Origin of the sequence: Hymenobacter sp. HDW8, assembly GCF_011305775.1 — a bacterium.
In the GTDB taxonomy this organism is placed as follows: domain Bacteria; phylum Bacteroidota; class Bacteroidia; order Cytophagales; family Hymenobacteraceae; genus Hymenobacter; species Hymenobacter radiodurans.
The window spans coordinates 2,807,875-2,834,541 of sequence record NZ_CP049907.1; the positions used below are offsets into that span (position 1 = coordinate 2,807,875).

A 26,667-nucleotide genomic window follows, 5' to 3' on the forward strand; every position below is an offset into this window, starting at 1 on the left:
GTCCCCCTTCTCCCCTAGGAGAAGGGGCTAGGGGTTGAGGCAATCGTTAAAGAAGACTAGCTTTCGGTACCTAACCTCTTCACCGTCATACGGCTGAGGTTAAGCTCTACGTCATCGTCTTCTTGGTGATAATCGTCGTCGTAGTGCTGAAGTAGTGATTGATCGATGGTCTCATCCTTGCCGTGCTCAAACGTCACGAGCAGGCAGGGAAGCAGAATCAGGTTAGAGAAGTTGGTAATGAGCAAGCTCGCCGACATCAGCAACCCCAAGGCTTTGGTGCCACCAAACTCGCTGAAAGCAAACACACTAAAGCCCAGGAACAGTGTAATGCTGGTATAAATCATACTAGTTCCCGCCTCCCGCAAGGTAGTGCTGATAGCGGCCTTCACGCGGCGCCCATTCACGGCTAGCTCTTGCCTGAATTTGGCTATCAGGTGAATGGAGTTATCGCCATCGATACCCAAGGCAATACTGAAAATCAGGGCAGTACTGGGCTTGAGCGGAATACCGAAGTAGCCCATTAGCCCCCCAGTCAGGATAAGCGTAACTAAGTTGGGCAGCAGCGTAAAGAACACCGCCCGCACCGAGCGGAACAGAATCAGTACAACCAACCCAACTAGCGCGAAGGCAATTATAATACTCTCCTTCAGCGTGTTAATCAGGTACTCGTTGCCTTTGGTAAAGAGAATAGTCGTGCCCGTCAGCTTAACCGTCATACCCGAGCCATTAAAGATCTCTTGAATCTGGGGCTGAATTTGACGAGTAATCAGGGTATCGAGGTTACGAGAACCGATATCGGCAATCTTGAGAGAGATGCGGGCCCGCTGGCCGGTAGAATCAGCGAAGGAACGTAACAACTTGTCACTCATCGGACCATTCGCCGATTCTTTCCCTCTTGACTTAGCCAAGTACCTCAGGATGAAGTTCTTCTCGGAGTTGTCGGGGAGGCGGTAATACTCCGGATTGTCGTTGTAGAAAGCTTGGGTAGAAGCCTTTAGGAAAGTAACGATGCTGACTGGTGATGACAGAACTGGCTGGGTGCGTAGGAATTTCTCCAAGCGGTCCATCTTCTCCAAATTCTTGATCTTCAGGATGCCCTGCTTCTTGCCCGTGTCAATCACTATTTCCAAGGGCATGATGCCGTTGAAATGCTGCTCAAAGAACTTTAAGTCGCTATTAACGGAGCTTTCCTTAGGCAAATCGTCCACCATATAGGAGACAGATTTGATCTTCGTGATACCCAATAAGGAGATGGCGACGAGGCCCGCTCCAATCAGATAGACCGTGGGGCGGCGCTCCAACACCAGATGTTCAAAGAATTCCAGCAGTTTGGTTAGCGGCTTAGCGTCAAGGTGTTCTAGCTGTTTGGGCGTAGGCGGCGGCAGGTACGTAAACACCGCCGGAATCAGAATAAACGAGACGGCAAAGGCCACGAAAATATTGATCGTAGCAATCAGGCCAAACTGATACAGGATGGCAATGTCGGTGAAGCAGAAGACAAGAAAACCGACGGCTGTCGTCGTGTTATTCATCAACGTCACCAATCCAATTTTGCGCACGACGCGCGTCATGGCCAGGATCTGATTACCCGATTTGCGGTAATCATAATGGTAACGAGAGAGCAGGTATGTGCAGTTGGGAACCCCGATAACAATCAGGATGCTGGGAATCAGGCCAGTCAGCAGGTTGATTTTGTACCCTAGCAGCACCATGGTGCCCACGCACCAGATTACCACTACCAACACCACTAGGATGGGGAAGATAACGGCTGCCCACGTTCGGAAGAACATAAACAGGGTAGCACCCATCATGAGCACCGTAAGCAGCACAAAAAACTTCATTTCGGCTGCCACCTTTGTGGTCATGGTGGAGCGCACGTAGGGCAGGCCGGCGTAGTGCAGCCGGATGCCCGTTTTCTCGCTAAAAGCCTCTGCGTGCCCCAAAATCTCATTCATCACGGCCTGGCGGCGCGACGAATTCAAGTACTTAGGGTCCATGGTGAGGGCCAGGAGCGTAGCACCCGTGCTAGGCGAAATGAGTTGGCCTTTGTAGAACTCGACCCGATTCACCTCCCGCATCAGGCTGTCTAGCTCGCGTTGCGTTTCGGGGGCTTTTTGGAAGATTGGGACGGCTTTAAACTGCTGCGTAGCAGTGTCTTTGCGCAAAGCAAAAACCTTTGTGACCGACAACACGCCGTTCACGCCTTCTACGCCACTCAGGGTATCGGTGAGGTTGCGTAGCTCGGTGAAGTTGCCCAGCTTATACACGCTGCTGTCCTGCAAGCCCAGCACGAGCACGTTGCCGTCTTCCCCAAACGTCTTCTTGAAATTCTGAAAGTAGACGACGTCCGGATCGTCCGGGCTCACAACTTGGGCAAAGTCGTAGGTCATTTCTACGTCTTTGGCTTTCCAAGCCATAAATACTGTCATCGCGGCTATGAGCAGGATAAGAATCCGCCGCTGCTTGATGACGAAAAGCGCAAGAGAGCTCCACATAGGCCGTTAAAATGCAGCAAAGGTACGGAAAGCCGAGTAGGTAGTAAGCCTACAAGTTTTCGACCTCCGACAGTTTCCCCAGGCAACCGAACAAGAGGCATTTGAATCTTTCAACCTAAAAAGTTGTAAACACATACACTTCAACCCTCGTAAAAGTCCGATCACCGCAATTTTTGCCCCCCAATGCCGTTTTAGACACTGGTTCGCCACTGTCCCGCTTCCATGATTTTGTACCAAACGCCCACTGTGTCCCTCGCTTATCATGCTGCTACTGCTACCATGCAGCTGCAGTACGCGGCGGCCTCATTGGCGGAAACATTTGAAAAAGTGTATCAGCTGGCGCTTGAAGCTATGCACAATCTGGGTGTGGATAAGTTGCTTTTGGATCTGAAGCGCAACGCTCCACCCACCGACGATGACGAGGAGTTTCTGTTAGCGCCCATCATGCGTCACTTGCCGGCTCACTCGTCGCGCCCATTGTTTATTGCGGCTTTGCTCTCGGAGGGTCAGTACCAACACCAGATGGGCTGCTACTCCCCCTCCTTCGACCGCGCATTTGCCCCCCAGCAAGTCGAATTCAATTACTTTACTTCCCGCCGCGAGGCCACCGATTGGCTGGGCGATAATTAAGATATTAGTTATAAAAAAGCCCCCAGAATTAGTTCTGGGGGGCTTTTTTAATGCATTACTAAATAGGATTTACAGCTTCTCAAAAATGCGCTTAAAGCTGACGGCTTCACCAATGTAGTTGCGCAGCTCGCTGATCGGCATTCGGGTTTGCTCGCGGGAGTCGCGGTGACGCACCGTCACGGTGTTATCCTCCAAAGTTTGGTGGTCGACAGCAATGCAGAACGGCGTACCAATAAGGTCCTGGCGGGTGTAGCGCTTACCGATGGCATCGCGCTCCTCGTACACAAGGCGGAAATCATGGCGTAGCTCGTCGAAGATTTCGGTGGCTTTTTCGGGCAAGCCGTCTTTGCGCACCAGCGGGAAAATGGCGGCTTTCACCGGAGCCAAGGCTGGATGCAGACGTAGCACGGTGCGGGTTTTGGTTTGCTGCTGCTCGCCCTCCCCTTCCGTGATGGTTTCCTCGGTGTAGGCTTGGCAGAGTGTGGCCAGGAACAGACGGTCGGCGCCCACGGAGGTTTCTACTACGAAAGGCACATAGTTGCCGTAGGCCTTGCCGTTCTCGTCGAGGTCGTTGTCAAAGAACTGCTGCTTTTTGCGGCTTAACGTTTGGTGCTGCGTCAGGTCGAAGTCGGTGCGAGAGTGAATGCCTTCGATTTCTTTGAAGCCGAAGGGAAACTCAAATTCAATATCCACAGCGGCGTTGGCGTAGTGAGCCAGCTTGTCGTGGTCATGAAAGCGCAGCTTTTCAGCGGGTAATCCGAGAGCTTCGTGCCAGCGTAGGCGTGTTTCTTTCCACTGCTGGTACCACTCCATCTCGGTGCCAGGGCGCACGAAGAATTGCATTTCCATTTGCTCAAACTCCCGCATGCGGAAAATGAACTGCCGGGCCACAATCTCGTTGCGGAAGGCCTTCCCAATCTGGGCAATGCCAAACGGAATCTTCATTCGCGCCGACTTTTGCACGTTCAGGAAGTTCACGAAAATGCCCTGAGCTGTTTCGGGCCGCAGATAAATCAAGCTGGAATCATCAGCCACCGAGCCTACCTGCGTGGAGAACATCAAATTGAACTGGCGCACCTCAGTCCAGTTGGCAGTGCCCGATACGGGGCAGGTAATTTTCTCATCAATGATGAGCTGGCGCACGCCGGTCAGGTCCTCGGCCGTAAGCAGGCGGCCCATATCGGCCAGCAGCATGTCGGCGCGTATTTTGTCGCCGGCATTTTCGTACTGGGCGGCTTTTTCTTCCAGCAATACGTCGGCGCGGTAGCGCTTCTTCGAGTCCAGATTATCAATCATGGGGTCGGAGAAGCCGTCGACGTGGCCGCTGGCTTTCCAGGTGAGCGGGTGCATAAAGATGGCCGCGTCGATGCCCACCACATTCTGGTTGAGCTGGGTCATGGCCCGCCACCAGAGCTGCTTGAGGTTGTTTTTCAGCTCTACGCCATTGGGGCCGTAGTCGTACACGGCTTGCAGGCCATCGTAGATTTCGGACGATGGAAATACGAAGCCGTATTCCTTGGCGTGGGCCACAATGTCCTTTAGCTGGGTATTTTCGAGAGAAGGTTTCTGCGTCGCGTTGCTCATAAGGGCAAAGATAGACCGCAGAATTAACTGATAGGACTGAAAAAACAGATTCGTAGCTTACAGCCCCGCTCAACCAGAACAGACCGTTCTGATATTTGCCCCCCAGTCACTGCCCAAATCTTTTTTATGGCTCAGTTGGCCGCGCACCGGGCTGCTTGCGTATCGGGGCCATTGCGAGTGGTATTCCCGACTGTAAACTCCAGCTCAGTGCACAACAAATAAATCTGGCGCATCATGTCAGGTAACAATTTGATAATCTTGCCCCGTTTTTGGTGGCATTACCTTTGGGCGACCATTTTTTTGTACCTATTTCCCCTCCTATGTTTGGCTTAGAGCCTCAAGTGTTACTGCTGCTGATGCTTTGCTTGGTAGCGGCCTGCGCTTTCGAATTTGTTAATGGCTTTCACGACACGGCCAATGCCGTCGCGACGGTTATTTATACCAATACCCTGCGCCCCTGGGTGGCCGTCATTTGGTCGGCTTTCTGGAACTTCATTGGCGTGTTTGCCGGTGGTATTGCCGTGGCCATGGGTATCGTGTACTTGCTGCCCGTCGAGAGCCTTGTTGATCAGAATGTGTACCACGGCATTGCGATGGTTGGCGCGCTCATCCTGTCGGCTATTCTTTGGAATGTAGGCACTTGGTACTACGGTATCCCAGCTTCCAGCTCGCACGCGCTTATTGGGTCTATACTTGGCGTTGGTATTGCGTTTTCATTGCTACCGGAGTCCAGCGGCGCGGCCGTCAACTGGAGTAAGGCTGGTGAAACCGGCGTGGCGCTGCTCGTGGGGCCGCTGTTTGGCTTCACACTGACCATTCTGCTCATGTTTATTCTGCGCCGTTTTGTGCGCAACAAGGCTATCTTCCGCGAGCCCCACAAGCGTAAGCCCCCACCCCTCTGGATTCGCCTTATTCTGATTGTGACCTGTACGCTGGTAAGCTTTTTCCACGGCTCCAACGATGGTCAGAAAGGCGTAGGCCTTATTATGCTGATTCTGATTGGCATTGTACCTACGTTTTTTGCCCTCAACGACGACCTGAACCCGTTGGACATGCGCGCCTCCTTGGCCCGCGTAGAACAAGTGGTGCAGAAGGTGGACGTAAACGCGCTGAGCGCCGAAGACCGCAAAACCTTAGTGGATATTCAAACGCAAACGGCTGCCCTCGACAGCGTATTTGTGGGTAAAACCAGCGTGCGCGAACTGCCCCAGAATGCGCGCTTTGAGATTCGTAAAGCCATCCTACTGCTGGACAACCGCACGAAAAAACTCCTGGATAGTAAGCAGCTTTCCTTAAGCTCATCCGACCAAGAAACCTATAAAGCCGGTATTACTGACCTGCGCACTTACACCGATTATGCGCCATGGTGGGTGCTGCTTATGGTGTCTACTTCCTTGGGTATCGGTACGATGGTGGGCTGGCAGCGCATCGTCAAAACCATTGGTGAGCGCATCGGTAAGGAACACCTGACTTATGCGCAGGGCGCCTCTTCCGAACTGGTCGCGGCCACCATGATTGGGGTATCCACGGCTATCGGTTTGCCTAGTTCCACTACTCACGTTCTATCGTCGGCCATTGCTGGCTCTATGGTAGCCAACCGGGGCGTGAAGAATCTAAACCCTCAGATGGTGCGCAACATTGCACTGGCCTGGGTGCTCACGCTGCCCGTAACTATGGTAATGTCAGGAGCCCTGTTCTTGTTCTTCCGAGCTATCCTGTAAGGTTGAGTCCTTCTTGATTAGAGCCAAAAAAGCCCCCTTAATCAGGGGGGCTTTTTTGGCTCTAGCTCATTGTGTAAATAAATGTGGAAAAGCTATTGGGGGGCTTTTTCCACTGGTTTTAGTGAGTAAAGTATCGAATTAGTAGGTAGTTATCCACTTTTCCACAGGTAAAAACGAGTGTATTGTGGATAACTACATTCTAGCTCGGCCACTGTACTTCTAAATCGTCGGATATGAACACGCCAAAGTTGACAAACTGCAGCTCGTCCTCATCGAAGTATAAGTCAATCATTTCCTTCTCATAAGAGAGGCGCACTTCGCCAGTTTCCATACGCTCCGTTTCCGGATTCGTATAGCCATGCCGACTCATAAGCTCCTCGATGGCAGCCTGGCTTTTGCCCTGAATTGGCTCCCCGAACAAGCGTAAGCCCGGATGGTCCGTTTCGATGCAGCTGAGGCGATAATCGTCTTCGCGGTCGAAGTAAAGCGAGTAGCCCTCCTCCAAGTAGTTCCAAGCTTGATGCTCGAACTCATCGTCATCCTCCGACTCTTCAATTTCTTCAGGCTCACCCATCAGGGCGCGCACCTCGTCCATGGAGGCTCCAAACTTAAGAGGCCCCATGCCGGTGCCCAGGGTGATTTCGTTTTCTTCCATGCTGGTTGGTTGGTCAGGCTTAATCATAGCCGTAGGGTGAGGTCTAAGTTTAGATAAAGGTAGGAATCTGTGGCTCACTTGCCGTAGCGAGCCTGAAATTCGGCGCGCTGCCGTTCGTATTCGGGGTCGTGTTGGGCCTGATCCCATTTCTGTTTGAAGATGGCGGCAGCGGCAGCTTTCTCGGGGTCTTCGGGGGCGCGAGGCAGCTCGGCGCGGCCGTGGGAACCGCTCTGACCTTTCTTATCATCGGGCACCGGGCCATCGTACTTTTTCCCACCCTTATGATTGGCGTAGCGACGAGCCCGGGTAAAGCCCATTTGCAGAAACTTGCGCGCCATATCGGCCCCAACGAAGTCGTTGCTTTTCAAATAGCCCTTAAAGAGCTCGTAGATCCGTTCCGATGATTCCTGCGCTATTTCGGGCGTACGAAAGCGCCAGTGTGGCAGTATTTCCGATTTATAGGGCTCTACCAGCAGCACGCCTTGCTCACCCTTGCCCACACGGTAAAGCTCTGGCTGTTGCCGAAAATCCACTTTTTTAAAATCGAGCGAGTAATCAAAGGGCATGGCGCCTTACAAAAGCTGAACTGCTTTATACGCGAGATGCCGCGAATTGTGTTGGGGGGCTTTTTTGCGAAACGCCCGGTTTATCCACAGGGTTAATAACTTTTTAAAAGAAATTTTAAGAAATATTTTTTTAATCCCCCACCATTAGGGCTGTGCATAAGTTGATAAGATTTCAGAGTTATAAACAGTGCTGAAAACTTGTGTACAAGCTTGGGCTTATGCACCAGCTATCAACAGGGTGTGTGGATTGTAACTAATTGATTGAAAGCAAAATATCGTCTTTATTCACAATCCACGACGTTATCCACGAATCCACAATTCACATGAAACCGGCAGTGTGGATTAGGTCTTTTCTGCGGAGAAGTTGTCCACCCTTATCCACAGCCGAACTGTGCTGTGTTGGCATCTACACACACAAAAAAACTTGTCCGCAACTTCTCCACGAGTTATCCCCACGTTACGCCCATATTATCCACAGATTACGAGCGCTGGAGTAAGCCCGTGGATAACCCCGTGTATAGCTTGTGGAAAACCATAAAAAAGCCCCCCAGCGCGCCCAGAAGTGTATTTGCGCTGTGTGGATAGCGTTTTCAACCATTCGGGAGCCTGTGGGAAACGGCTATGATGCGGGCGCGCAGGTTGTGGTAGCACTAGCAAGCCAAACCCGCATACTTCAGTAAGAAGAGTTTCTATTGCACCAAGTCCAGCAGCTTGCGGACAGCTATGAATTGCGCTGAGCCCGGAAGCGAACTACATACTTCTATGCTAGTTAATGCCGGGCAGGCAGCTACCAAAAAAAGGATGATTGGTACGAAAAGCTCCTTTTCTAAAAGGTGATATTTTCCTCCTGCTCCCAGTTAGCGCGTACGTCCAGCTTCTTGGGGAAGAGATAAACCGGCTCAGCGGGCTGCTTAAACTGCGGGTCGCCGCCATACCAACTGCCATTTGCATCGGCATCAATCAGAACGCGGATTTGATACGAGCCGGGAGCAATATTGCTGAATACATAGCGGTTTTTCGGACTATCAAGCACGGCTACCGGCTGAAAGGTGTCGTTGATCAGCTGGATCTGGTAGCGCGTGAATTTGGTTTGGATAGCTCCGGAGAGTGTGCCGGAAGGCGACTGCTCAGAAATACGCAGCCGCAGTGGCCGCAGCCCCAACGACTGACCCGTAACGCTGGCAATAGCGGTACTATCGAGGATGATGGTAGCCGTTTTGCGGGCCTTAAAATTCGGTCTAACGGTCAACCGGACGCGGTCGGGGCTGAGCGTACCATCTTGGGGCAGGCGAAGCGGCCGGCGGGCCGTGGAGTCTTCTACCAGCGTACCAAAAGGCTGACTGGGGGGCAAAATAACCGGTTCAGTAAACACAAATTGAACCTGTCCCTGATAATACACTTCCCGCGGATTACCTTCTACTGTGTAAGCTGGTCCGCGCCGGGCCGGAGCGTTACCCTGAAATCGTACGTTAATCGTATCACGGCCTACGTTGCCCACGCTGTCGGTGGCAGATAGCAGATAGCGGCCCTCGCTGACGGCCTTCGTTTTGTAAACCACCACTGATCTGCCCTGATCGGCAACCTGTAGCGCATTGTTTAGCTGCGCCACGGCCTCTGGCGCAGTTGCGGAACCACCAGGCAAAGGCGCCAGCGAGGCCTGACGGACGCCTTCGTTGTAGCTTACTTTAAACTGCGTGGGCGAGCCCTGCCGGCCGGTTGCCAAGGGGCGTCGGGCATCTGGGCGCACCAACACGAGCGCAATCGAGTCAAGGCCGGGGGCTACCGTAACCAACTCCGGCAGGTAGGCTATCCTCTCCCCTTCCTCGTAGCGGCGGGTGTTATTCTTGTCTTGCAAAGCAAACAAACGATAGCGGCCCTCCCGCAAATTTTGGAAAGAATACTGCCCATTTTTAGCGGTGCGCGCCAGATAGTAAGGCTTGCCCCGACGAATATTAGCGGTATCAGCCTCAGGGTAAAGAATAACTGAAATGTCCTCGGCCGTTCGTTTGGTGAGCAGGTCCGTCACGCGCCCGAATACACGACCCGAATCCAACGTGGCACCCGTACTGAAGCTCAGCATTACGTTGGGCGCTACGTTGTTCTCCGTGATATCCGTAACGGCGCTACCGAAATTGAACGAGTAAGTCGTGTTTTTATCGAAGGGCTGCTCAAAGGTGAGCGTGATGCCACCTTTGTCTTCGCGCACCTGATATTTATTCTCCTCCGGAATGACGGGCGCGATAATGAGGTTCTTCTGCAAGTCCTTCAGCTGCACCGTCTCCGAAAATTCCAGCCGAATACTGCGCTGCGACACGTTGCGGGCTCCTTGCTCCGGGGAAGTACGCACCAGCTTCGGCGGCGTCAGATCTTTAGCTCCGCCCTCCGGCGAACCAACGGACGCACAGCCACTCATTGCTACTCCAATTCCTAGTAAAAACAGCAAACGAGGGCGCACGGACATTAATGAGTATTTAGTGATTTAGTGAAACGGCCAGCTCACCGTTTAGCAGCTACGTAAATTAAGCTGGAATATTGCCCTTCATGCTCGGCTGCGTACTGATTGGACTTATAGCCGGCTTTTAATACGCTCAATAATCCTCCCTTACGCTCGGCACGGTGCTTTTCGCTGAGCATGCTCACGTAGTAAGCATCCAAGGGAAGCGGCAACGTTTCGCGAACCACAAGCTTATGCTTTTTAAGCAGCTGAGTCATGGTTTTGGGGCTGAAATGATACAAGTGACGCGGCACGTCGTAGGCCGCCCAATCCTGGCGATAATGCTGGGCATCGAAGCTCTCCACGTTGGGCACCGCAATTACCAGCACGCCATCGGGCTTCAGTAAACTGATAAGCTGCTTGAGCGTGGCGGTCAGCTCGTGCACATGTTCGAGCACGTGCCAGAGCGTAATGGCGTCGAACGACTCGGCAGAAAAGCCCCCCAGATCGTTTGTGCCAATAGACTGACCTACGCGCCGCGCCGCTTCTTCGCGGGCCCGCGCATTAGGCTCTACACCGGCTACCTGCCAGCCATTTGACTTGCAAGCCGCCAGAAAATGACCGGTGCCGCAGCCGTAATCCAATACTTTTCCTTTGCGGGGGCTTTTTTATTCAGCAACGCCACCTTGCGCCGCATGGTAAAAAACCGTGCGACTTTGTAGGCTTGGTTGATGACACCCTGAGCGCCACTGTTGTGCGACACGTACTCGTCCGACTCGTAGTAGCGCCCAATATCAGCTGGGCCGGGCCGTGGATTGGTGAACTGAAAGCCGCAGCTCTCGCACTGCACAATGGCAAAGCTTTCCTTGCTGACCGACTTATCTTCTACTACCAGCTTGTTGCGAAACTCGCTTTTGCCGCACACCGGGCAGGCTGACAGACGTTCGTAGGACACAGGTTGAAATTTTGAATGCTCGGTTTTAACTGTGAAATAGCTTGTAGACTGCGTTAATTAAGTATTTCTACCATAAACGCAGCCTACAGGCCTCATTCCGCACTCAAAATTCAGCATTACTTTCCTAAGTAGACCATCAAGACCGAAATATCCGCTGGCGACACGCCGCTAATGCGCGCAGCTTGGCCAATCGTTTCGGGTTGTACGCGTAGGAGCTTCTCACGCGCCTCATGCGACAAAGCCGGCATCTGCTTGTAATCCAAGCGGCCTTGAATCACGAAGTTTTCCAGCTCACCTACGCGGGCAGCCTGTAAGTGCTCCTTCTGAATATAAGATTCGTACTTGATGGCAATAATAGCCTGCTCCAAGCTGTCCGCCTGATACTGGCCCAACTCCAACGCGAGCGTCGGAAGGTGACGTGTAAGGTGCTCCAGCTCTACATTGGGACGGCGAAGTAGGTTTACGGCCCGCGTTTTCTCGCTGATAGTAGCCGAACCTAGTTCCGTGAGCAGCCCGTTTATCTCGGCTGGCTCAATGGATTTCTTCTGCAAATATTCTATAATCTCCGCCGTCTCACGCTGCTTTTGCTCCACCCGCTGCATGCGCTCCTCCGAGGCCAAGCCGAGCGCGTAGCCCATCGGTGTAAGGCGCAAATCGGCGTTGTCCTGGCGCAGCACGATACGGTGCTCGGCACGGGAAGTAAACATGCGGTATGGCTCGTCGGTGCCTTTGTTCACAAGGTCGTCGATGAGCACACCGATATAAGCCTCACTCCTTTTCAGCACAAACGGCTGCTTGCCGTGGACGCGGTTGTGGGCATTAATACCCGCCATTAGGCCCTGGCAGGCGGCTTCCTCGTAGCCCGTGGTGCCGTTAATCTGGCCCGCGAAATAGAGGTTGCGCACACGCTTGGTTTCCAGCGTCAGATTGAGCTGGGTAGGTGGGAAAAAGTCGTACTCAATGGCATAGCCGGGCCGGAACATCTTAGCATTCTCGAAGCCTGCAATTTTGCGCAACGCCCGGTACTGCACGTCCTCCGGCAACGAGCTGCTGAAACCATTGATGTACATTTCCACCGTGCTGCTGCCCTCCGGCTCCACAAAAATTTGGTGGCGGTCCTTGTCGGCGAAGCGGTTGATTTTGTCCTCCACTGATGGGCAATAGCGTGGCCCCAATCCCTTAATGCGACCCTGAAACATGGGCGACTTCTCGAAGCCCGTGCGCAAGATTTCGTGCACCTCTGGGTTGGTATACGTGATATAGCACGGCCGCTGCTTGACCAGCGTAGGCGTGTCGAGATAAGAGAAGCGGCCGGGTATTTCATCGCCGGGCTGCTCTTCCATTTTGGAGTAGTCCAGGGAGCGGCCATCAACGCGGGGCGGCGTACCGGTTTTCATGCGGCCGGCTTCAAAACCCAACTCCAACAACTGCTCGGTCAGGCCAGAGCTAGCTTTCTCAGCTGCCCGGCCACCACCAAACTGCTTTTCGCCAATATGAATCAGGCCATTAAGGAAGGTACCGTTGGTAAGCACCACCGCCTTGCCACGAAACCCTACGCCCAAGGCCGTTCGGATACCTACAATGGTTTCATCTTCAACTAGCAAGCCGGTTACGGCTTCCTGCCAGAAGTCCACGTTGAGCGTTTGTTCCAAGGTCAGGCGCCACTCTTCCGCGAAACGCATCCGGTCGCTTTGGGCGCGCGGGCTCCACATTGCTGGTCCTTTCGACCGATTCAGCATTCGAAACTGAATCATGGTCTTGTCAGTCACGATGCCACTTTGCCCCCCGAGCGCATCCACTTCACGCAGAATTTGTCCCTTAGCCACCCCGCCCATCGCCGGATTGCACGACATCTGGGCGATAGTGTTCATGTTCATGGTTACGAGCAGCACCTTGGAGCCAAGGTTAGCGGCAGCAGCAGCGGCTTCGCAACCCGCGTGGCCGGCACCTACTACAATAACATCGTAATCTTCTTGCTGAAACATGGCTGGGGGGCTTTTTTTGCTGTCATACTAACAGCAAAGCACTTATAAGTAAAAGGCAGACGACAACCTATCCATCGTTGCTGCCTGACTGCTAGATTGGATTGCACAACGACGAATACGCCCTTGTACGTTCCTGAAAACCAAAAAACCGCCGCCGTTCAAAACGGCCTGCGGTTTTCTGATAATTTCTTAGAAAAGAGAAGAGGCAACGTGCTCAGAACGTGCGCAAAGATAGGCAGTAATCCTCTTTTTTGCGCATGGCCGTCTGGCTCAGTAGGTCTTTGTCTTGATAGCCCAGCAAGTGCAACATGCCATGAATCATGACGCGGTGTAGCTCATCGCAGAACGGTACGCCCAACTGCTCGGCGTTTTCACGCACCCGCTCTACACTAATGAAAATATCCCCTTCAATGATATCCGAGATGTCGGCGTTGTCGAAGGTAATAACGTCGGTATAGGTATCATGGTCGAGGTACTCCACGTTCACGCGGTGGAGGTACTCATCGGAACAAAATATATAAGTGAGCTGCACGATTTCGTGCTCGTGTACCTCAGCTATGCGTTCTATCCAGCTGGTCAGCGCTTCAGCTTCAGCTAGCTCAAACTCTACATCTTCAACTATAAACTCAATGCCGTGTACCTCGTGCGACTGCTCGGGCAGGCCGTTATTCATTTCGTCCTCGGTACCGGGCGGGTGTTGGTTCATGCCGCGTTATGATCGGAAGATAAGGAATCAGAGCCCGACGCTTCCAGATCGGAAGTAGGGGCTAAAAGAAAGGTAAGCTGCACATTACGTCCATCTTTCTGAAATTCCACTTCGTCGGCGAGGTGGCGAATCAGGAAAATGCCTCTTCCCCCTGGGTTTTCCAGATTTTCAGGAGCGGTAGGGTCAATCAGATTGGTAAAATCGAAGCCATCACCCTGATCTTCAACCTCAAATTTGATCCGATCCGGAGCTACTTGCAGCGACAGGTACACGTTCTTGTCCTTGTCGAATTTGTTACCGTGACGAATGGCATTATTAACGGCTTCCGTAACGGCTACCATAATATTACCATAGATATCATCCTCAATATCAAAGGTATCCTTCGAATTGTCGATGAAGCTTTCTACCACGCGAATATTCTCAACGAGCGAAGGAATCTGTATTTTAACCTGCTTCATAGTAAAAGTAAGAGGGAGGGCAGCAGCAGTAAAAGTAGCGATGAGCTACTTCATTTTCTGAAAATATTCACTTACCTCGCGTTGATAGTAAGGCGTGAGGGCGGGTGGTACCGTACGAAGTAGCTCGGTTTGCCGCTCTTTTTGCCGCTTATATTGATCAAAAGCGGGTGGAAAAACGGGTGGCTTCGCTTGAGCTGTTTGTGCTTCACGCTTGTCATCCAAGTCCCGCTCCCGGGCCGATTTCTCGGCTTCCAGCAAGCGAGTCAGGATTTGGCGCTGCCGCATAACAGTTTCCTCCGTCAGCCGCTTGTTTACGAGGTCGGTTTCGGTTTGTTCCATTAATTTTTTTAGGTCGCCGGTGCCGCCCTGGCCTTCCTGACATTTCCCTTTTTGCCCCCCAGATTGCTGCTGCATCTTATCCAGCTCCTTGAGCGCCTCACGCAGCATTTGCTGCTGACCAGCCAGCTTAGCCAGCTCCTCCGATAACTCGCGTCCCTGTTTACCGCTCTGCTGCAATTGCTGAATCTGTTGGTTGAGCTGTTGCTGCATTCGGCCCATTTGCCCTTCGCCGGCGGCTTGGCCTTTCTTTTTCTTCTTGCCCGGCTTGCCGTCGCCCTGCTGGCTTTGCTGACTCTGGCGCTGCTGTTCCTGCATTTGCTGCAAGGCGTCGTTGAGCATAAGCGCCAAGTTGTTCATGCTCGTCATGGCCAGCTGCTGGCTGTTGGTAGCACGGCCCACGTTGCGCTGCCGAATCTGGTTGAGCGATTCATCCATTTGGTTGTTCATCTCGCCTACTTCACGGGTCACGAAGCTCTGGATCTGAAATACCTTCTTGGCCAGTGCATACAGCGAATCCTGCACGATGGCCGCATCGTCCTTGAGCTTGCGCTGGGTCTGGCCGAGCTGCACGAAGCGCGGGTCCGTCTGGTCTACCTGGCGGAAATCTTTCATCAGGCCTTCCTGATCAAAACTGATTTTGAGTAGGTTTTCAAGAATATCGCGCAGGCTATCGATGTTTTCCTGCTGCTTATCGCCTTCCTCTTCTTCCTGCTGCTCCCGCATCTGCTGGGCCATCTGCTGCATTTTCTGCCCGGCGTCCTGCTGACTCTGGCTGGCTTTCTGGTTTTGGTTTTTGCTGAGCTGCTCCTGGCTTTCCTGCATTTCCTGCTCCACCTGCTGCTGCTGTTCTTTCATCTCGTCGGCGCCATTTTCGCCATCGAGCTGTTCGTCCAGCTTTTTCAGGTCTTGGAGGTTCTGCTTCACTTCGTTGAATTCTTGCTGCTTTTCGGCCTGCTGCTTCTGTAGCTCTTGCTGCTTTTGTTGCTGCTGGGGGCCTTTTTGCTGCGACTTATCGTTCTGCTGAGTTTGCTCAGCTAGCTGTTGCTGCTCTTTGGCCAGCTCCTCTAACTTGTTGATAGTGTTTTCCTGCTTTTGCTCAAACTGTAGCTGCTTGAACATTTCCAGCGCGCGTTCCAGCTCCTTTTGCAAAGTATTTTCCTTGTTTTCGAGCTGCTGGAGGAGCTTCTGCATTTCGGGCTGCGTCTGGTCTTGCTGCTGTTCCAGTAGCTTTTGCAGCTCTTCGTACAGTTTCTTGGTTTCGGGGTCAAGCAGCGTTTCCATCAGCTTTTCCAGCTCTTTGGCCTTTTCTGCCATCTCCTGGCTTTTCGGGTCCAGCTGGTCTTCGCGCTGATTCATCTCCTCAAACATCTTCTTCATGTCGGCTAGCTGCTGATCCATCTGCTGCTTCTGCTCCAACATATCCTGTAGCTGCTTACGGTCTTGAAAGTTCAGGTCGCGCTTGGTCTTGAGCTTATCTTCGGTTTTGGCCAACTCCCGCTCCAATTTCTTGGACTGCTCCGCCGACTTGCTCAACTGGTTCTGCACCGACTGCGACTGCGCATTCAGCTGCTCGCGTAGCTCCTTGCGGGCCGGCAGACGGAACTCTGAGCTGCGCGTGCGGGCACTTTTAGGGCCGTTCACGCCGTCATTATCCCACACCTGCACGAAGTATTCGAGCCGGTCGCCAGGCTTCATATTGAGGCCAGCCAAATCCCACTGGTAAGCGTAGGCCTGCGCTGGACCACTTTGCAATGGCAGCGTCCGCGTTTTATAGCCCGTAGTAGATTTAGGCCCCGACGTGACTCGATAGTTTAGCTGTAAGCGCGTGAACCCGTAATCATCGCGCAAATTGCCCCCCAGTGCTAAATAGCGCAAAGATGTTGTATCGGAGAATGCCTCCAAGGTTATTTCCGGTACCTGATCTGGTATAGCCGTGATTTGGTACTGAATAGGGTCGCGGTTGAGGCTGGCGGCATTGCGCAGGCGCACGGTGTATTCCTGGCTGCGCAGCACCCGGCGCGTGGCCTGAAACTGGTCGTTGGCAACTGTGGCCGTTACGGTTTCATCAGGGTTTTTGAACAGCAATTGCAGCTCATCGGTAGCTGTAGTGGCGAACTCCCACCGCACGCTGCTGCCCTCTGGCACCGTCAGGTTGCCGCTGTTACGAATGGTTTCGGCGGGTTTGCCGAGGTAAGTTGGGTACGTGACATGTACTGCAAAATCGCGCAGGTCGGGGCGGGCGCGCACGGTCAGGTCATAGTCGTCGGAGGTAAAGCCAGCGCCGGCCAGCTGAAACTCGGTGTTATTCTGTAGTTGCTGAAATTGGTAGCTGTAGCGGTTGCTACTGCCAGGTTCCTTGGTTAGGCGCCGCTCGCGGCCGTTGTAGCGGATAGAGATTTCGTTGGGTAGCGCCTTGCCTTCTATCCGCACCTGTAGCTTAAAGTCTTCGTTGCGGAAGGCTTGCAGCTTCTTGTTTTCAATGATAAACTCAAACGGCGCGGGGGGCGAATAGGCCCGGCGGTAGTTCAGAATGCGACCTGTACCCTGCACAAACAAGCTGGGGTACACGAGCAACACGCCCAATACGATGGCAGCCGGCACCGCCACATATTTCCACAGCGGCCGGCTCTGCTCTTTTATTTTGATGCCTTCACTGAACTCAAGGCCCGTAAACTGAGCCGCGCGTTGCTCTAAGCTAGCGGCAATCAGCGCATTTTCGCGCGCCTGTCCCTGCAATTGCAAGGCATTCAGTAATTTATCTTGTACCTGAGGAAATAGCTCACCCACGCGCTGAGCCGCCTGTTCGTCGGAGAGTAAGCGCCGCAGGTTGGTGAGGGCCGCCAAGGGCTTCCAAATCCAGTGCAGGAAGGTGTAGACCACCAAGCCCAAAAAGCCAAACAGCAGGCCGCCCCGCACCCACGTAGGTAGATACAGGAAGTACTCCAGCAAGCTCAGTACTAAGAATAACGTCAGTAAAAGCCCCCCCGCCACCAGCACACCGCGCACGAGCAGGTTGAGATAAAACTTACGCTTGAACGCATCGAGCTGACCGAGCACCTGTTGCAGCGCCGGCAAGCGAGTAGTTGTAGTTGCGTTAGTATCTGACACCGATTCTTTCTTCACAAGGTGTAAAAACGCCTTTCCGGGCTGAGGAAAGATACGCATTAAAGCCGCGCGTGACTTTCGTCACCAGTCTATTTCGGAACGACAACCGCTGGGGGGCAATTGTTCCAAGATAACGCTGCACCAAGGGTAAGTTTATTGTTACTGCAGCTCCACTACGGCTGGGCAATGATCGGAGTGCATCACATCAGGCAAAAGACCAGCACTAGCCACGCGCGGTTGCAGGGCATCGTCTACCAAGAGATGATCGAGGCGCCAGCCCACATTGCGGGCGCGGGCCCCGGCTCGGTACGTCCACCACGAATAATGCCCCCCAGCGTCGCCATGATGGTGACGAAACGAATCGGTGAAGCCGTCGGCCAGAAAATCAGCAAACCAGCGCCGCTCTTCAGGCGTGAAACCCGTGCTGTTTTGGTTGGCTTTGGGGTTGTGCAGATCGAGCTCGCGCTGACAGCAGTTGAAGTCACCTACAATGACAAGCGGCGGCAACGTGGGGCGCAAGTCGCGCACATATTGGCGGAAAAAGTGTAGCCATTCCACCTTAAACGCCTGCCGCTCGGGGCCGCTGGTACCAGATGGCATGTAGGTGTTTAGCACCGAAAACTCGTCGAAATCTACCCGTAACACCCGCCCCTCACAGTCGTAGCACTCCGTACCGCAGCCCACGGCTATGTTGTTGGGCTTGTGCTTAGAAAACGTCGCCACGCCACTGTAGCCGGGCTTGGCGGCCGGATGCAAATATGCGTAGTAGCCCAACGCTTCGAAGCCCGACACGTCGAGCGGCTCGCGGCCGGCTTTTATTTCTTGGAGGCAAAGTACGTCGGGGGCGGCCTCCCGCACCCAGTCAAGCAAGCCCTTGCTCAACGCGGAGCGCAGGCCATTGACGTTATAGCTGATAATCTTCAAGGGAAGGAATAAGGGGTGTTGAACGAAGGACTGGCATTGTAAGCTAGTCCTTCATCCACTTATCAAAATACTCCAGAATGTGCCATTTCAGCATGCGCTCCTGCTCTTTCAGGTTAGCAAAAGGCACGGGCCGCAGTAGCTTATAGTGCGGCCAACCATCCTCGTCCACCTGCTCCAACTCGTAGTGGCCCGAGAGGCTAAAGAGCCGGCAGGTAGCAATGTGCATCAGGTCCTGCTTCTGCTCTTTGGTAAACGGACCAGCACCCTGACCAAGTTCCTGCACGCCAATAAGTAGCAACAACGCGTTCAGATCGGGCTTTTTACCAAACCGCTCCCGCATCTCATTCATTAGCTGCCACCAACGGGCTTCAAATTCGGCCTCGGTTTCCTGCGCGTCCATACTTATGCGTCGTGGGCATGAGGAGGCGCGGCTGTTACGGCTTCTTCTTTCAGAGCTTCCCAGTACTCCACGGCGCGGCGGAAATGCGGAATCACGATGCTTCCGCCGATGAGGTTGGCAATGGCAAAGACCTCATAGATCTCCTCGTCGTTGAGGCCTTCTTCGTGGCATTTCCCCAAATGATACTTGATGCAATCATCGCAACGCAACACCATCGAGCAGGCTAGGCCCAGCATTTCTTTGGTCTTGACGTCGATGGCGCCAGCTTGGTAGGTGTTGGTGTCGAGGTTGAAAAAGCGCTTGATGACCTTGTTGTCGGCCGCCATGATCTTTTCGTTCATGCGCTCCCGGTAATCGTTGAATTCGGTGACGATACTCATATTGAATGGAGGATGTAAGTCAGAGGTGAGAATCTATAACACGAAAGTAGGCAGAAATGCCCCGCATAGTTGCTAGCTATTGCTACGCCGGCTACCTTACTCCTTGCCTGATTTCAATCTTTTTGCAGTTCTAGCTATGCGTATTGTTCGGTTGTGGCGTGTGGGCCTGATGGTGTTTTTGGGGGCCACTTTCTTTACCTCCGGCATGGCTAAGCTCTATGCTGGCCACCACTTTCCGGGCTGGATTGGTCCTGTTTGGCTGATTGAAAAGCTACAGGCCTATCAGCTGGGTATGTACGCGGCCTTTATTGCGTTTAGCCAAGTTATAACCGGCTTCTTGCTGCTCACGCGCAGGTTTTGGCTGCTCGGAGCCATAGCACTGATGCCGATGCTGCTCAATATTCTACTGATTACCATTTCGCAGCAATGGGCTGGTACGCCTTACGTGATTGGGGTGCTGCTGTTGATGAACATAGCGTTGCTCTTATCGGAGTATCGTCGTTTGCGCGTGCTTTGGATGGATGCGCCTTATGCGCCTCGCCTTGGAAGTCAACCTAAGCGCACCGTAGCCGGGCACTTGCTGTGGACGTTAGGTTTGGTGTTGGTTGTAGCTGCCATCTTTGTCTCCTATCAAGCACTTAGTCTAAGTTACTGGCTGGTGGGAAGTGGGCTACTTCTGGCGTGGCTTAGCTTTTTAGCTGACCAACCCAGAAGCGTGGCTACGTTTTTGCCCCCAGCGCCTCATGATTCGTACTGCACTAGCCGACTTTGTCTCCCTCATTTTTCCGCAAGTTTGCTTGGCGTGTGATGAGCCGTTAGCCCGCGGCGAAGACCATATTTGCACGGGCTGCCGAGCGCAGTTCCCGTATACCGATTACCACAAATTGCCCCCAACGAGAATCCGTTGGCCCGTAAGTTCTGGGGTAAGTTGCCCGTGCGATATTCCCTGAGCTACCTGCGTTTCCTGCGGCGCGGTCGGGTGCAGCATTTACTGCATCAACTCAAGTACCAAGGGCAGCGGGATATTGGGCGCGTACTAGGCCGTTGGTACGGTACTGAACTTGCGGATCACGGCTTTGCTACGGAGTTTGACTTAATTGTGCCAGTGCCATTGCATCCGAGCAAACTGGCTAAGCGAGGCTATAATCAGTCGGATACTTTCGCGGAAGGCTTATCAATGAGCCTTCAGGTGCCGTGGAGTGCTACTGCCTTGCGTCGCACCGAGCATACGTCTTCTCAAACCCAGAAAAACCGCGCGGAACGCTGGCAAAATGTAGCGGAGGTGTTTGAAGTAAATCAGCAAGCAGACATTTTAAATAAACGCATTCTCATCGTAGATGACGTGCTGACTACTGGTGCTACGCTCGAAGCTTGCGCAACGGCATTGCTAGCCGCGGGCTGCAGCCAGGTTAGTATTGCGACCATTGCCTGCGCCGAGAATTAACATCGATTTGGATGGTATGTAAGCCGTAACCACTCTGGTAGTTTCCCAACTGATTGTGATATAAAGAAAAAGCCCCCAGCACTCGGCTGGGGGCTTTTTCTTTATCATTGATCGACTACTAAGTCAGATTACTTGTTTGAACCAGCGTTAATCATGGCGCAGCGGAAACCGATAGCAGCAGTGGCTGAATCTTCAGCCATGAAGCGACGGGTACCAGGCGACAACCAATACGCTACGTCTTTCCACGAACCACCTTTGTATACACGAACGTGGTCATCGATGAGCGACTGGTAGCCCTTCTTGTCGTAGCCAGTGCTGCTGCCGTTACCCGACTCTGCTGGGTCCAGGAAGCCGTTGCGGCGGAAGGGGTTCAAATCTTCTACGTCCTCAAACGAGAGCGGACGGTAAATGTCTTGTACCCACTCGTTTACGTTGCCAGCCATGTTGTAGAGGCCGTAGTCGTTTGGAGGATAGTTGTAGATGTACTCCGTAATCATGGCGCCATCGTTTAGGCTACCAGCGATACCGGCATAGTCACCGCGGCCACGCTTGAAGTTTGCCAAGAACTGGCCCATCTTCTTACCGTAGGGGTTACGCACTTGACGACCATCCCAAGGATAGATACGCTTGTTCTCTTGGTTCTCGTTGCCAACCTCCTGGGTACCAACAAGGGCCTGAGCAGCAAATTCCCACTCAGCCTCTGTGGGCAGACGATAGTTAGGCAGCGTGTTGCCATCTTCAATCGAAGGCTTTGCTGCGCCAGCACCTTCAGCAGCATCAGCGGCTTCGTCGGCAGCAGCGTTCTTTTTGCTGCGGCCAAATAGCCCACCACCTTTTTTGCTGGTTGTGCCACCACCACTAGCTAACGTCTCGTTCACTTTAGCGGTGCGCCAAGTGCAATAGTCGTTGGCCTGCAACCAGCTAACACCTACTACTGGGAAGTAGCGGAAGCCGGGGTAGCGCAGATAATAGTCTACGTAAGGGTCATTGAAAGAAAGCTCGCGTGCCCAAACAGCGGTATCGGGCAATGCTGACTGATAGAACTCCTCTGCTGAGTCTTTGCGAACGAAGTGCAGATATTCCAACCAGTGAATGTTTGCTACTTCCGCCTCATCCATGTAGAACGATGCGATAGTAACCGTCCGCTCCACGTTGTCGCGGGTCATGGCCACATCTTCTTCGGCTGAGCCCAAAACGGTACGGCCACCTTCAATGAAGATCAGGCCCGGACCTTCTGGAATACCAGCGTAGTCGGATACCTTCATGCCCTCTTCGGTGTTGTACTCGATGCCCGTCGTTGAGCTGTACTTACCAGGTTTGGTGGCGGTCGGCGCCCCTTTACTGCAGGCAGCCAACGCGCAGGCTCCCACGATGGCAAAGCGTAAGTATTTGGAAAGATTCATGATGTAATAGAAACTACCTGAGAGAAAATGATTTAGAGAAGGTAATTTGACGCAAGTTACTTATTTGTACTGTTGTTTAGAAAGCGGGAGTCGGAATGGCTTTGAAGTTGCGGTGCCGTAAACGGCGCCACGCGTCTTCTATCCGATCGAAATTGCGGACGCTGACCGAAAGTTCATGCGCGCCACCCAAATCGGCACTAAAATCACTCAGGCTGACATCGTAGCTGTAACCGAAGCGGAAAACGCCGGTGCTGATGCCCGCAATAGCAGCGATAATCTGCTGCGGTTGGGGAGCACCGGGCAGCGGCATTCCCCGATACACGGCACCGAGAGTAATAGGGGAAACGGTGCCATACAATCCAACTTCCGCCCGCTGCGAACCACCCTGCCGGGTGTAGCTGGCCGTACCGGTCAGGCTAATCTCACGAGTTTTGATGGGAGTGGAAGTGCGCACGAAATAATGTTTGTAACCAGTATTAAAGTTCAACCGCATCGGCAGCTTGGTTTGGGTCGCAAAACCCAGATCTGGCTGATTTAAGTGGTGTGCAGCAGCCCCTATCCAAAACCGTTCCGTATATAGTAAACCACCCACGCCAATCGTAAGATAATTTATCGGATCCACGTCCAGAGTCTCTGCAGTAGGAGTTCCAATGAGGCCTTCATCCGAAAGTTGGTCGCCAAAAACAAGGTTTCCGTAGCTTACACGCTGATTTCCGTAGCTAGCCTGCAAGCCCGCGCTCAAACTTATATATTCCGTAAGTCGAGTGTGATAAGCATACAAGCCCCCTACCTCAAAGCGCGTGTAGCCGACTGACCCGGTGCGGTCGTAGTTGAGCAAAAGGCCGACGGCACTGCGTTGGTTGCGCATGCGGTAGTCGGCGGCTAGCTGGCTGGTTTGGAAGGTGCCCGCTAGGGTCGGGAATTGATTTCGATAGTTAAGTGAAACGCTATAATCATCGAGCAAACCGGTAAAAGCCGGGTTGGTGTGCAAGCGCGTAGCGTAGGGTTGGGAGAAGTATAGATCTTGGGCCTGCGCCTCCGAATGCAAGCCAATGCTACAACCTACTGCCAACACTACCGGCGCCACAAAGCGGCTCCAAGTACACCGAAGCCGCTGGGGGCAAAACAAGAAAGTAGAGGTAGATGCATAAAGAAAAAACACTAACGCGCCACCTATCCCGTTTGGTACACGGGAAGCAGGTGGCGCAAGAAGTAAAAGGCAATCTTGCCCAATAAAGTAAGTAAAATGTCTGTGGATCGAATGTTAGCCCTAGCGACGACCATCAGGTTAACATTGCACTATTTTTGCCTATTCAGGATTTAAAACTCAGGTAGCACGTGCTCCGGTGGATGGGTTGTGCCCCGAACTTGTACGCTTCTCCTGATTCAAAGCCTCTTACTCATGCGTAAAATTTTTGTTGGCCTACTCGTATTTTTAGTGGTGCTGGTGGCCGCCGTTGCCCTCGCCCCGCTTTTATTCAAAGATAAGATCAAGCAAGCCCTCGACCGCCAACTGGCTGAGCGGGTGGCGGCTAAGGTAGAGTACGATCCGGCCAATGTGAGCCTGAGTTTATTCCGCACCTTCCCCGATCTGGCCCTCAGCATCGACAAACTGCGCATCATCGGGCAAGATTCGTTTGCCCGCGACACGCTGGCTTACCTGCCGGCCTTTCGGGTAGGGCTAGATTTGATGAGTGTAGTGCGCGGTGAGCAGATCAAAATTAAATCTATTCAGCTTGATCAGCCTGATATTAATCTGCGGGTATTGAAAAGCGGCCGCGCCAACTGGGATATTTTCCTATCCGATTCTACTCTGGCCACACAAGGCAAGGATACCAGTCAGTTGAGCATCGCCATAAAGGGCTGGGAAATCGTGGGGGGCAAAATTCGCTATGAAGACCTAACGATTCCCTTTGCAGCCCAGGCTCACAATGTAAACCATACCGGCTCAGGCGACTTCACGCAGAACGTGTTCGATATGGTGTCGCAGACCACGGCCGATCGTTTCACGATGAACTATGCCGGCACAGATTATTTATCCAACACTAAGCTCAATGCCGACGTGACGATGGCTATGAACTTGGATAAGATGCTGTTCACGTTCAAGGACAATCAGGTGCGCATCAATGACTTCCCGGCCAGCTTTGCCGGCACCATTGCCATGCCCCAAGACGATATCGACTTCAATCTGACCTTCAAAGCCCTCGAAACCGACTTTAAAAATATCCTGAGCGTGGTGCCCGGCATATTCACGGAGCGCTTCAAGAATATCGAGACGGGAGGCAAAATGGCCTTCGATGGCTATTATAAAGGCACCATGAGCGATGTAAAATCGCCGGGCTATGGTGTGAATTTGCAAGTCAAAGACGGTATGTTCCACTACCCCGACCTGCCACAAGCGGCCCGCAATATCAATGTGGATATGGTGGTGGACAATCCCTCGGGCTTCACCAACAACGTGAAAGTGAATGTGAAGCAATTTCACCTCGACTTAGGCAAAAACCCCGTAGATGGCTCCGTAGCCATCGATGGATTGGAGCCAATGCGCGTGGATGGGCGCGTGAAAGCCAACGTTGATTTGGCAGAGGTAATGAAAGTATATCCGATTGAGGACTTGCTGCTGAAAGGGCAATTATTCGTGGATGCGACGGCTAAAGGCGCTTATTCAGCCACTCAAATGCCGGTAGTTCAGGCCGCTATGCGCCTCACCAATGGTTACGTAAAGTCGAAGCAGTTTCCAGCACCCATTGAAAATCTAACCCTAAACGGTACGGTCACCAACACCACGGGCAAACCCAACGACACGCGCATTAATATTCCACAGTTCCGCATGCTGCTTGATGGCGAGCCGCTGGAAGGCCGTATTGCCGCCCAAAATATCGACAAGCCCATTTTCGATACCAACGTGCGCGGCACTATAGACTTGACCAAGCTGACCAAAATATTCCCGCTGGAAGGCATGACCGTAACGGGGCGTTTGAACGGTAACGTCGCCGCCAAAGGCAGCATGGCTGATATCGAAGCCGAGCGTTACCAGAACGTAGTAGCCTCAGGCACGGTGAATGCCCAAAACGTAACCTATAAAAGCGCCGATTTGCCCCAGGGCGTAAAAGTGACGCGCGCTACGGCCAATTTTAATAACGACAAGATCGTGCTGCAAAACATGAACGGCTTTGTGGGCAGCTCCGACATTGCCGCATCCGGCACCATCAGCAACTATATGGGCTACCTGTTTACGCCGGGTCAGCCCTTGCGGGGCAACCTGACGGTGAATAGCAACCGATTCAATGTGAATGAGTGGATGGTGGATGAGGTGACTGCGAAGCCTACTACCACCGCCAAAACCGCCGCGCCTGCCCAGGCACAAGGCGTGCTGCAAATCCCCAAATTCTTCGACCTGACCCTAAATAGCAACGTCGGACAAGTGGTGTATGATAACCTCAAACTCGACAATGTGAAGGGCACCGTCGTCGTTCGCGACGAAACCGTGCGTATGGATGGGCTGACCTTTAACACATTGGGGGCAATTTTGCCACAACCGGCAGCTACAGCAGCAAAGATTTGCAGCACCCCAAGTTCAACCTAGGGCTGAACATCAAGAACCTGAACTTCCAGAACGCTTTTCAGGCTTTTAATTCCGTTAAAACATTGGTGCCCCTGGCCGCCAACTTGGAAGGCATTTTCTCTACGAATTTCAACATAAGCGGCGAAATGGGTCCTGATATGATGCCCGTGTACAGCTCGCTTACCGGCAAAGGCCTGTTTGAGATTGTACGGGCCGCCGTTAGTGATTCGGAGGTGATGGACAAGATCAGTGCTCTGACACAGTTTCAGGAGTTGAAGAAGTTTGTAGTCGAAAACAAAGACGTAGCGGCTGAGGTACTCAACGGCAATTTCATAGTAAAGCCGTTTGATGTGAACGTGGGCCAGATTAAGATGACCGTGGGGGGCTCCAACAACGTAAATGGCAATCTTGAATACATAACCGCCCTGAACGTACCCACCGGCAAGCTGGGCAACCAACTCAATGCTCGCCTCACTTCCCTCACCGGCGTTCAAAACCTGGAAGGCACTGACCGCGTGACCCTTGGCCTAACCATTGGCGGCACCGTCAAGAATCCGCAGGTGAAGCTGAACAGTGGCAGCGTAAAGGCGCAAGCCAAAGACTTGGTGCAGAACATTGTGCAAGCCAAAGTGACCGACGCAAAATCACAGTTGCAGGCCCGCGCCCAAGTGGCTCAGGATAGTCTGCAGCGTGACTTAGCCCGTCGTCAGCAGGATTTGCAGGAAAAGGCTCGTCTCGAAATTGAAAAAAAGCGCCTCGAAGCCGAAACCAAGATCCGTAGTCAGGCTAAAGACAAGCTCAACGGTATCCTATTTGGCAAGCCCAAAACGCGTCCTGCCGAACCAACAGAACCAGCCGTTACACCGGAACAAACGCCGGCTTCGGCTGATACTACTAGTACAGACAACAAGTAATTCT

General features: G+C 52.9%; 23 protein-coding genes. 7 read left to right on the top strand and 16 right to left on the bottom strand.

Annotated elements, in window-relative coordinates:
* Window positions 1–56: 56 nt before the first annotated feature.
* Window positions 57–2,495: an efflux RND transporter permease subunit gene (locus tag G7064_RS11885; protein ID WP_166073739.1), complete on the bottom strand. Its 2,439-nt coding sequence runs from the start codon at window positions 2,493–2,495 to the stop codon at window positions 57–59.
* A gap of 222 nt (window positions 2,496–2,717) precedes the next feature.
* On the opposite strand from G7064_RS11885, the gene G7064_RS11890 reads away from it, so the two are divergent.
* Complete coding sequence (locus tag G7064_RS11890) at window positions 2,718–3,125, top strand: hypothetical protein (RefSeq protein ID WP_166073740.1); 408 nt, start codon at window positions 2,718–2,720, stop codon at window positions 3,123–3,125.
* A 69-nt stretch (window positions 3,126–3,194) separates the two neighbouring features.
* On the opposite strand, the gene G7064_RS11895 is transcribed toward G7064_RS11890, so the two are convergent.
* Window positions 3,195–4,709 carry a glycine--tRNA ligase gene (locus G7064_RS11895; RefSeq protein WP_166073741.1) on the bottom strand — a complete coding sequence of 505 codons (1,515 nt, stop codon included), beginning with the start codon at window positions 4,707–4,709 and terminating at the stop codon, window positions 3,195–3,197.
* Window positions 4,710–5,029: 320 nt separating this feature from the next.
* Here G7064_RS11895 and G7064_RS11900 point away from each other — a divergent pair, with 320 nt between their 5' ends.
* Entirely contained in the window at window positions 5,030–6,430 is a 1,401-nt protein-coding gene (locus G7064_RS11900; RefSeq protein WP_166073742.1) for an inorganic phosphate transporter, read from the top strand.
* A gap of 199 nt (window positions 6,431–6,629) precedes the next feature.
* Here the strand turns inward: G7064_RS11900 and G7064_RS11905 are convergent, their stop codons facing one another.
* The 12 genes from G7064_RS11905 to G7064_RS11955 form a co-directional block, all read right to left on the bottom strand.
* Window positions 6,630–7,112 (bottom strand): hypothetical protein, encoded by a 483-nt coding sequence (locus G7064_RS11905; RefSeq protein ID WP_240935463.1) that lies wholly within the window; start codon window positions 7,110–7,112, stop codon window positions 6,630–6,632.
* A gap of 47 nt (window positions 7,113–7,159) precedes the next feature.
* A complete protein-coding gene (locus tag G7064_RS11910) occupies window positions 7,160–7,651 on the bottom strand; it encodes a DUF4385 domain-containing protein (RefSeq protein ID WP_166073743.1) in 492 nt (163 codons plus the stop codon).
* An 826-nt stretch (window positions 7,652–8,477) separates the two neighbouring features.
* Window positions 8,478–10,112, bottom strand: a complete 1,635-nt coding sequence (locus tag G7064_RS11915; protein WP_166073744.1) for an Ig-like domain-containing domain — start codon at window positions 10,110–10,112, stop codon at window positions 8,478–8,480.
* Window positions 10,113–10,147: 35 nt separating this feature from the next.
* Window positions 10,148–10,729, bottom strand: coding sequence for a class I SAM-dependent methyltransferase (locus G7064_RS11920; protein ID WP_240935464.1), 582 nt, complete (start codon window positions 10,727–10,729; stop codon window positions 10,148–10,150).
* Entirely contained in the window at window positions 10,666–11,040 is a 375-nt protein-coding gene (locus G7064_RS22385; protein WP_240935465.1) for a hypothetical protein, read from the bottom strand. The genes G7064_RS11920 and G7064_RS22385 overlap by 64 nt, the downstream gene beginning before the upstream one ends.
* 116 nt (window positions 11,041–11,156) lie before the next feature.
* On the bottom strand, window positions 11,157–13,025 hold the full coding sequence (gene mnmG / locus G7064_RS11925; RefSeq protein WP_166073745.1) for a tRNA uridine-5-carboxymethylaminomethyl(34) synthesis enzyme MnmG: 1,869 nt from the start codon (window positions 13,023–13,025) through the stop codon (window positions 11,157–11,159).
* A gap of 214 nt (window positions 13,026–13,239) precedes the next feature.
* Window positions 13,240–13,731 carry an rRNA maturation RNase YbeY gene (gene ybeY / locus G7064_RS11930; protein ID WP_133274548.1) on the bottom strand — a complete coding sequence of 164 codons (492 nt, stop codon included), beginning with the start codon at window positions 13,729–13,731 and terminating at the stop codon, window positions 13,240–13,242.
* Complete coding sequence (locus G7064_RS11935; RefSeq protein ID WP_166073746.1) at window positions 13,728–14,189, bottom strand: ATP-binding protein; 462 nt, start codon at window positions 14,187–14,189, stop codon at window positions 13,728–13,730. Before G7064_RS11935 ends, ybeY begins: the two co-directional genes overlap by 4 nt.
* A 45-nt stretch (window positions 14,190–14,234) precedes the next feature.
* Window positions 14,235–17,651, bottom strand: coding sequence for a DUF4175 family protein (locus tag G7064_RS11940; protein ID WP_240935466.1), 3,417 nt, complete (start codon window positions 17,649–17,651; stop codon window positions 14,235–14,237).
* 141 nt (window positions 17,652–17,792) lie between these two features.
* Entirely contained in the window at window positions 17,793–18,557 is a 765-nt protein-coding gene (locus G7064_RS11945; RefSeq protein ID WP_166073748.1) for an exodeoxyribonuclease III, read from the bottom strand.
* Between the two features lie 43 nt (window positions 18,558–18,600).
* A complete protein-coding gene (locus tag G7064_RS11950) occupies window positions 18,601–18,957 on the bottom strand; it encodes a hypothetical protein (protein ID WP_166073749.1) in 357 nt (118 codons plus the stop codon).
* A 2-nt stretch (window positions 18,958–18,959) separates the two neighbouring features.
* Window positions 18,960–19,337, bottom strand: coding sequence for a carboxymuconolactone decarboxylase family protein (locus G7064_RS11955; RefSeq protein WP_133274545.1), 378 nt, complete (start codon window positions 19,335–19,337; stop codon window positions 18,960–18,962).
* A 136-nt stretch (window positions 19,338–19,473) separates the two neighbouring features.
* On the opposite strand from G7064_RS11955, the gene G7064_RS11960 reads away from it, so the two are divergent.
* The 3 genes from G7064_RS11960 to G7064_RS11965 are packed head-to-tail and all read left to right on the top strand — an operon-like array spanning window position 19,474 to window position 20,781.
* A complete protein-coding gene (locus G7064_RS11960; RefSeq protein ID WP_166073750.1) occupies window positions 19,474–20,145 on the top strand; it encodes a hypothetical protein in 672 nt (223 codons plus the stop codon).
* Entirely contained in the window at window positions 20,081–20,287 is a 207-nt protein-coding gene (locus G7064_RS22390; protein ID WP_240935467.1) for a double zinc ribbon domain-containing protein, read from the top strand. The genes G7064_RS11960 and G7064_RS22390 overlap by 65 nt, the downstream gene beginning before the upstream one ends.
* The gene (locus G7064_RS11965; RefSeq protein WP_240935468.1) at window positions 20,272–20,781 is read left to right on the top strand and encodes a ComF family protein; all 510 of its coding nucleotides are present in this window, start codon (window positions 20,272–20,274) and stop codon (window positions 20,779–20,781) included. The genes G7064_RS22390 and G7064_RS11965 overlap by 16 nt, the downstream gene beginning before the upstream one ends.
* Before the next feature lie 128 nt (window positions 20,782–20,909).
* Here the strand turns inward: G7064_RS11965 and G7064_RS11970 are convergent, their stop codons facing one another.
* Entirely contained in the window at window positions 20,910–22,184 is a 1,275-nt protein-coding gene (locus G7064_RS11970; protein WP_205703461.1) for an SUMF1/EgtB/PvdO family nonheme iron enzyme, read from the bottom strand.
* A 76-nt stretch (window positions 22,185–22,260) separates the two neighbouring features.
* Window positions 22,261–23,313 carry a PorP/SprF family type IX secretion system membrane protein gene (locus G7064_RS11975; RefSeq protein ID WP_166073751.1) on the bottom strand — a complete coding sequence of 351 codons (1,053 nt, stop codon included), beginning with the start codon at window positions 23,311–23,313 and terminating at the stop codon, window positions 22,261–22,263.
* A gap of 273 nt (window positions 23,314–23,586) precedes the next feature.
* Between G7064_RS11975 and G7064_RS11980 the strand changes: the two genes are divergently transcribed.
* The gene (locus G7064_RS11980; RefSeq protein ID WP_240935469.1) at window positions 23,587–25,770 is read left to right on the top strand and encodes an AsmA family protein; all 2,184 of its coding nucleotides are present in this window, start codon (window positions 23,587–23,589) and stop codon (window positions 25,768–25,770) included.
* Window positions 25,746–26,663: an AsmA-like C-terminal region-containing protein gene (locus G7064_RS22395; protein ID WP_240935470.1), complete on the top strand. Its 918-nt coding sequence runs from the start codon at window positions 25,746–25,748 to the stop codon at window positions 26,661–26,663. Before G7064_RS11980 ends, G7064_RS22395 begins: the two co-directional genes overlap by 25 nt.
* Window positions 26,664–26,667 lie beyond the last annotated feature (4 nt).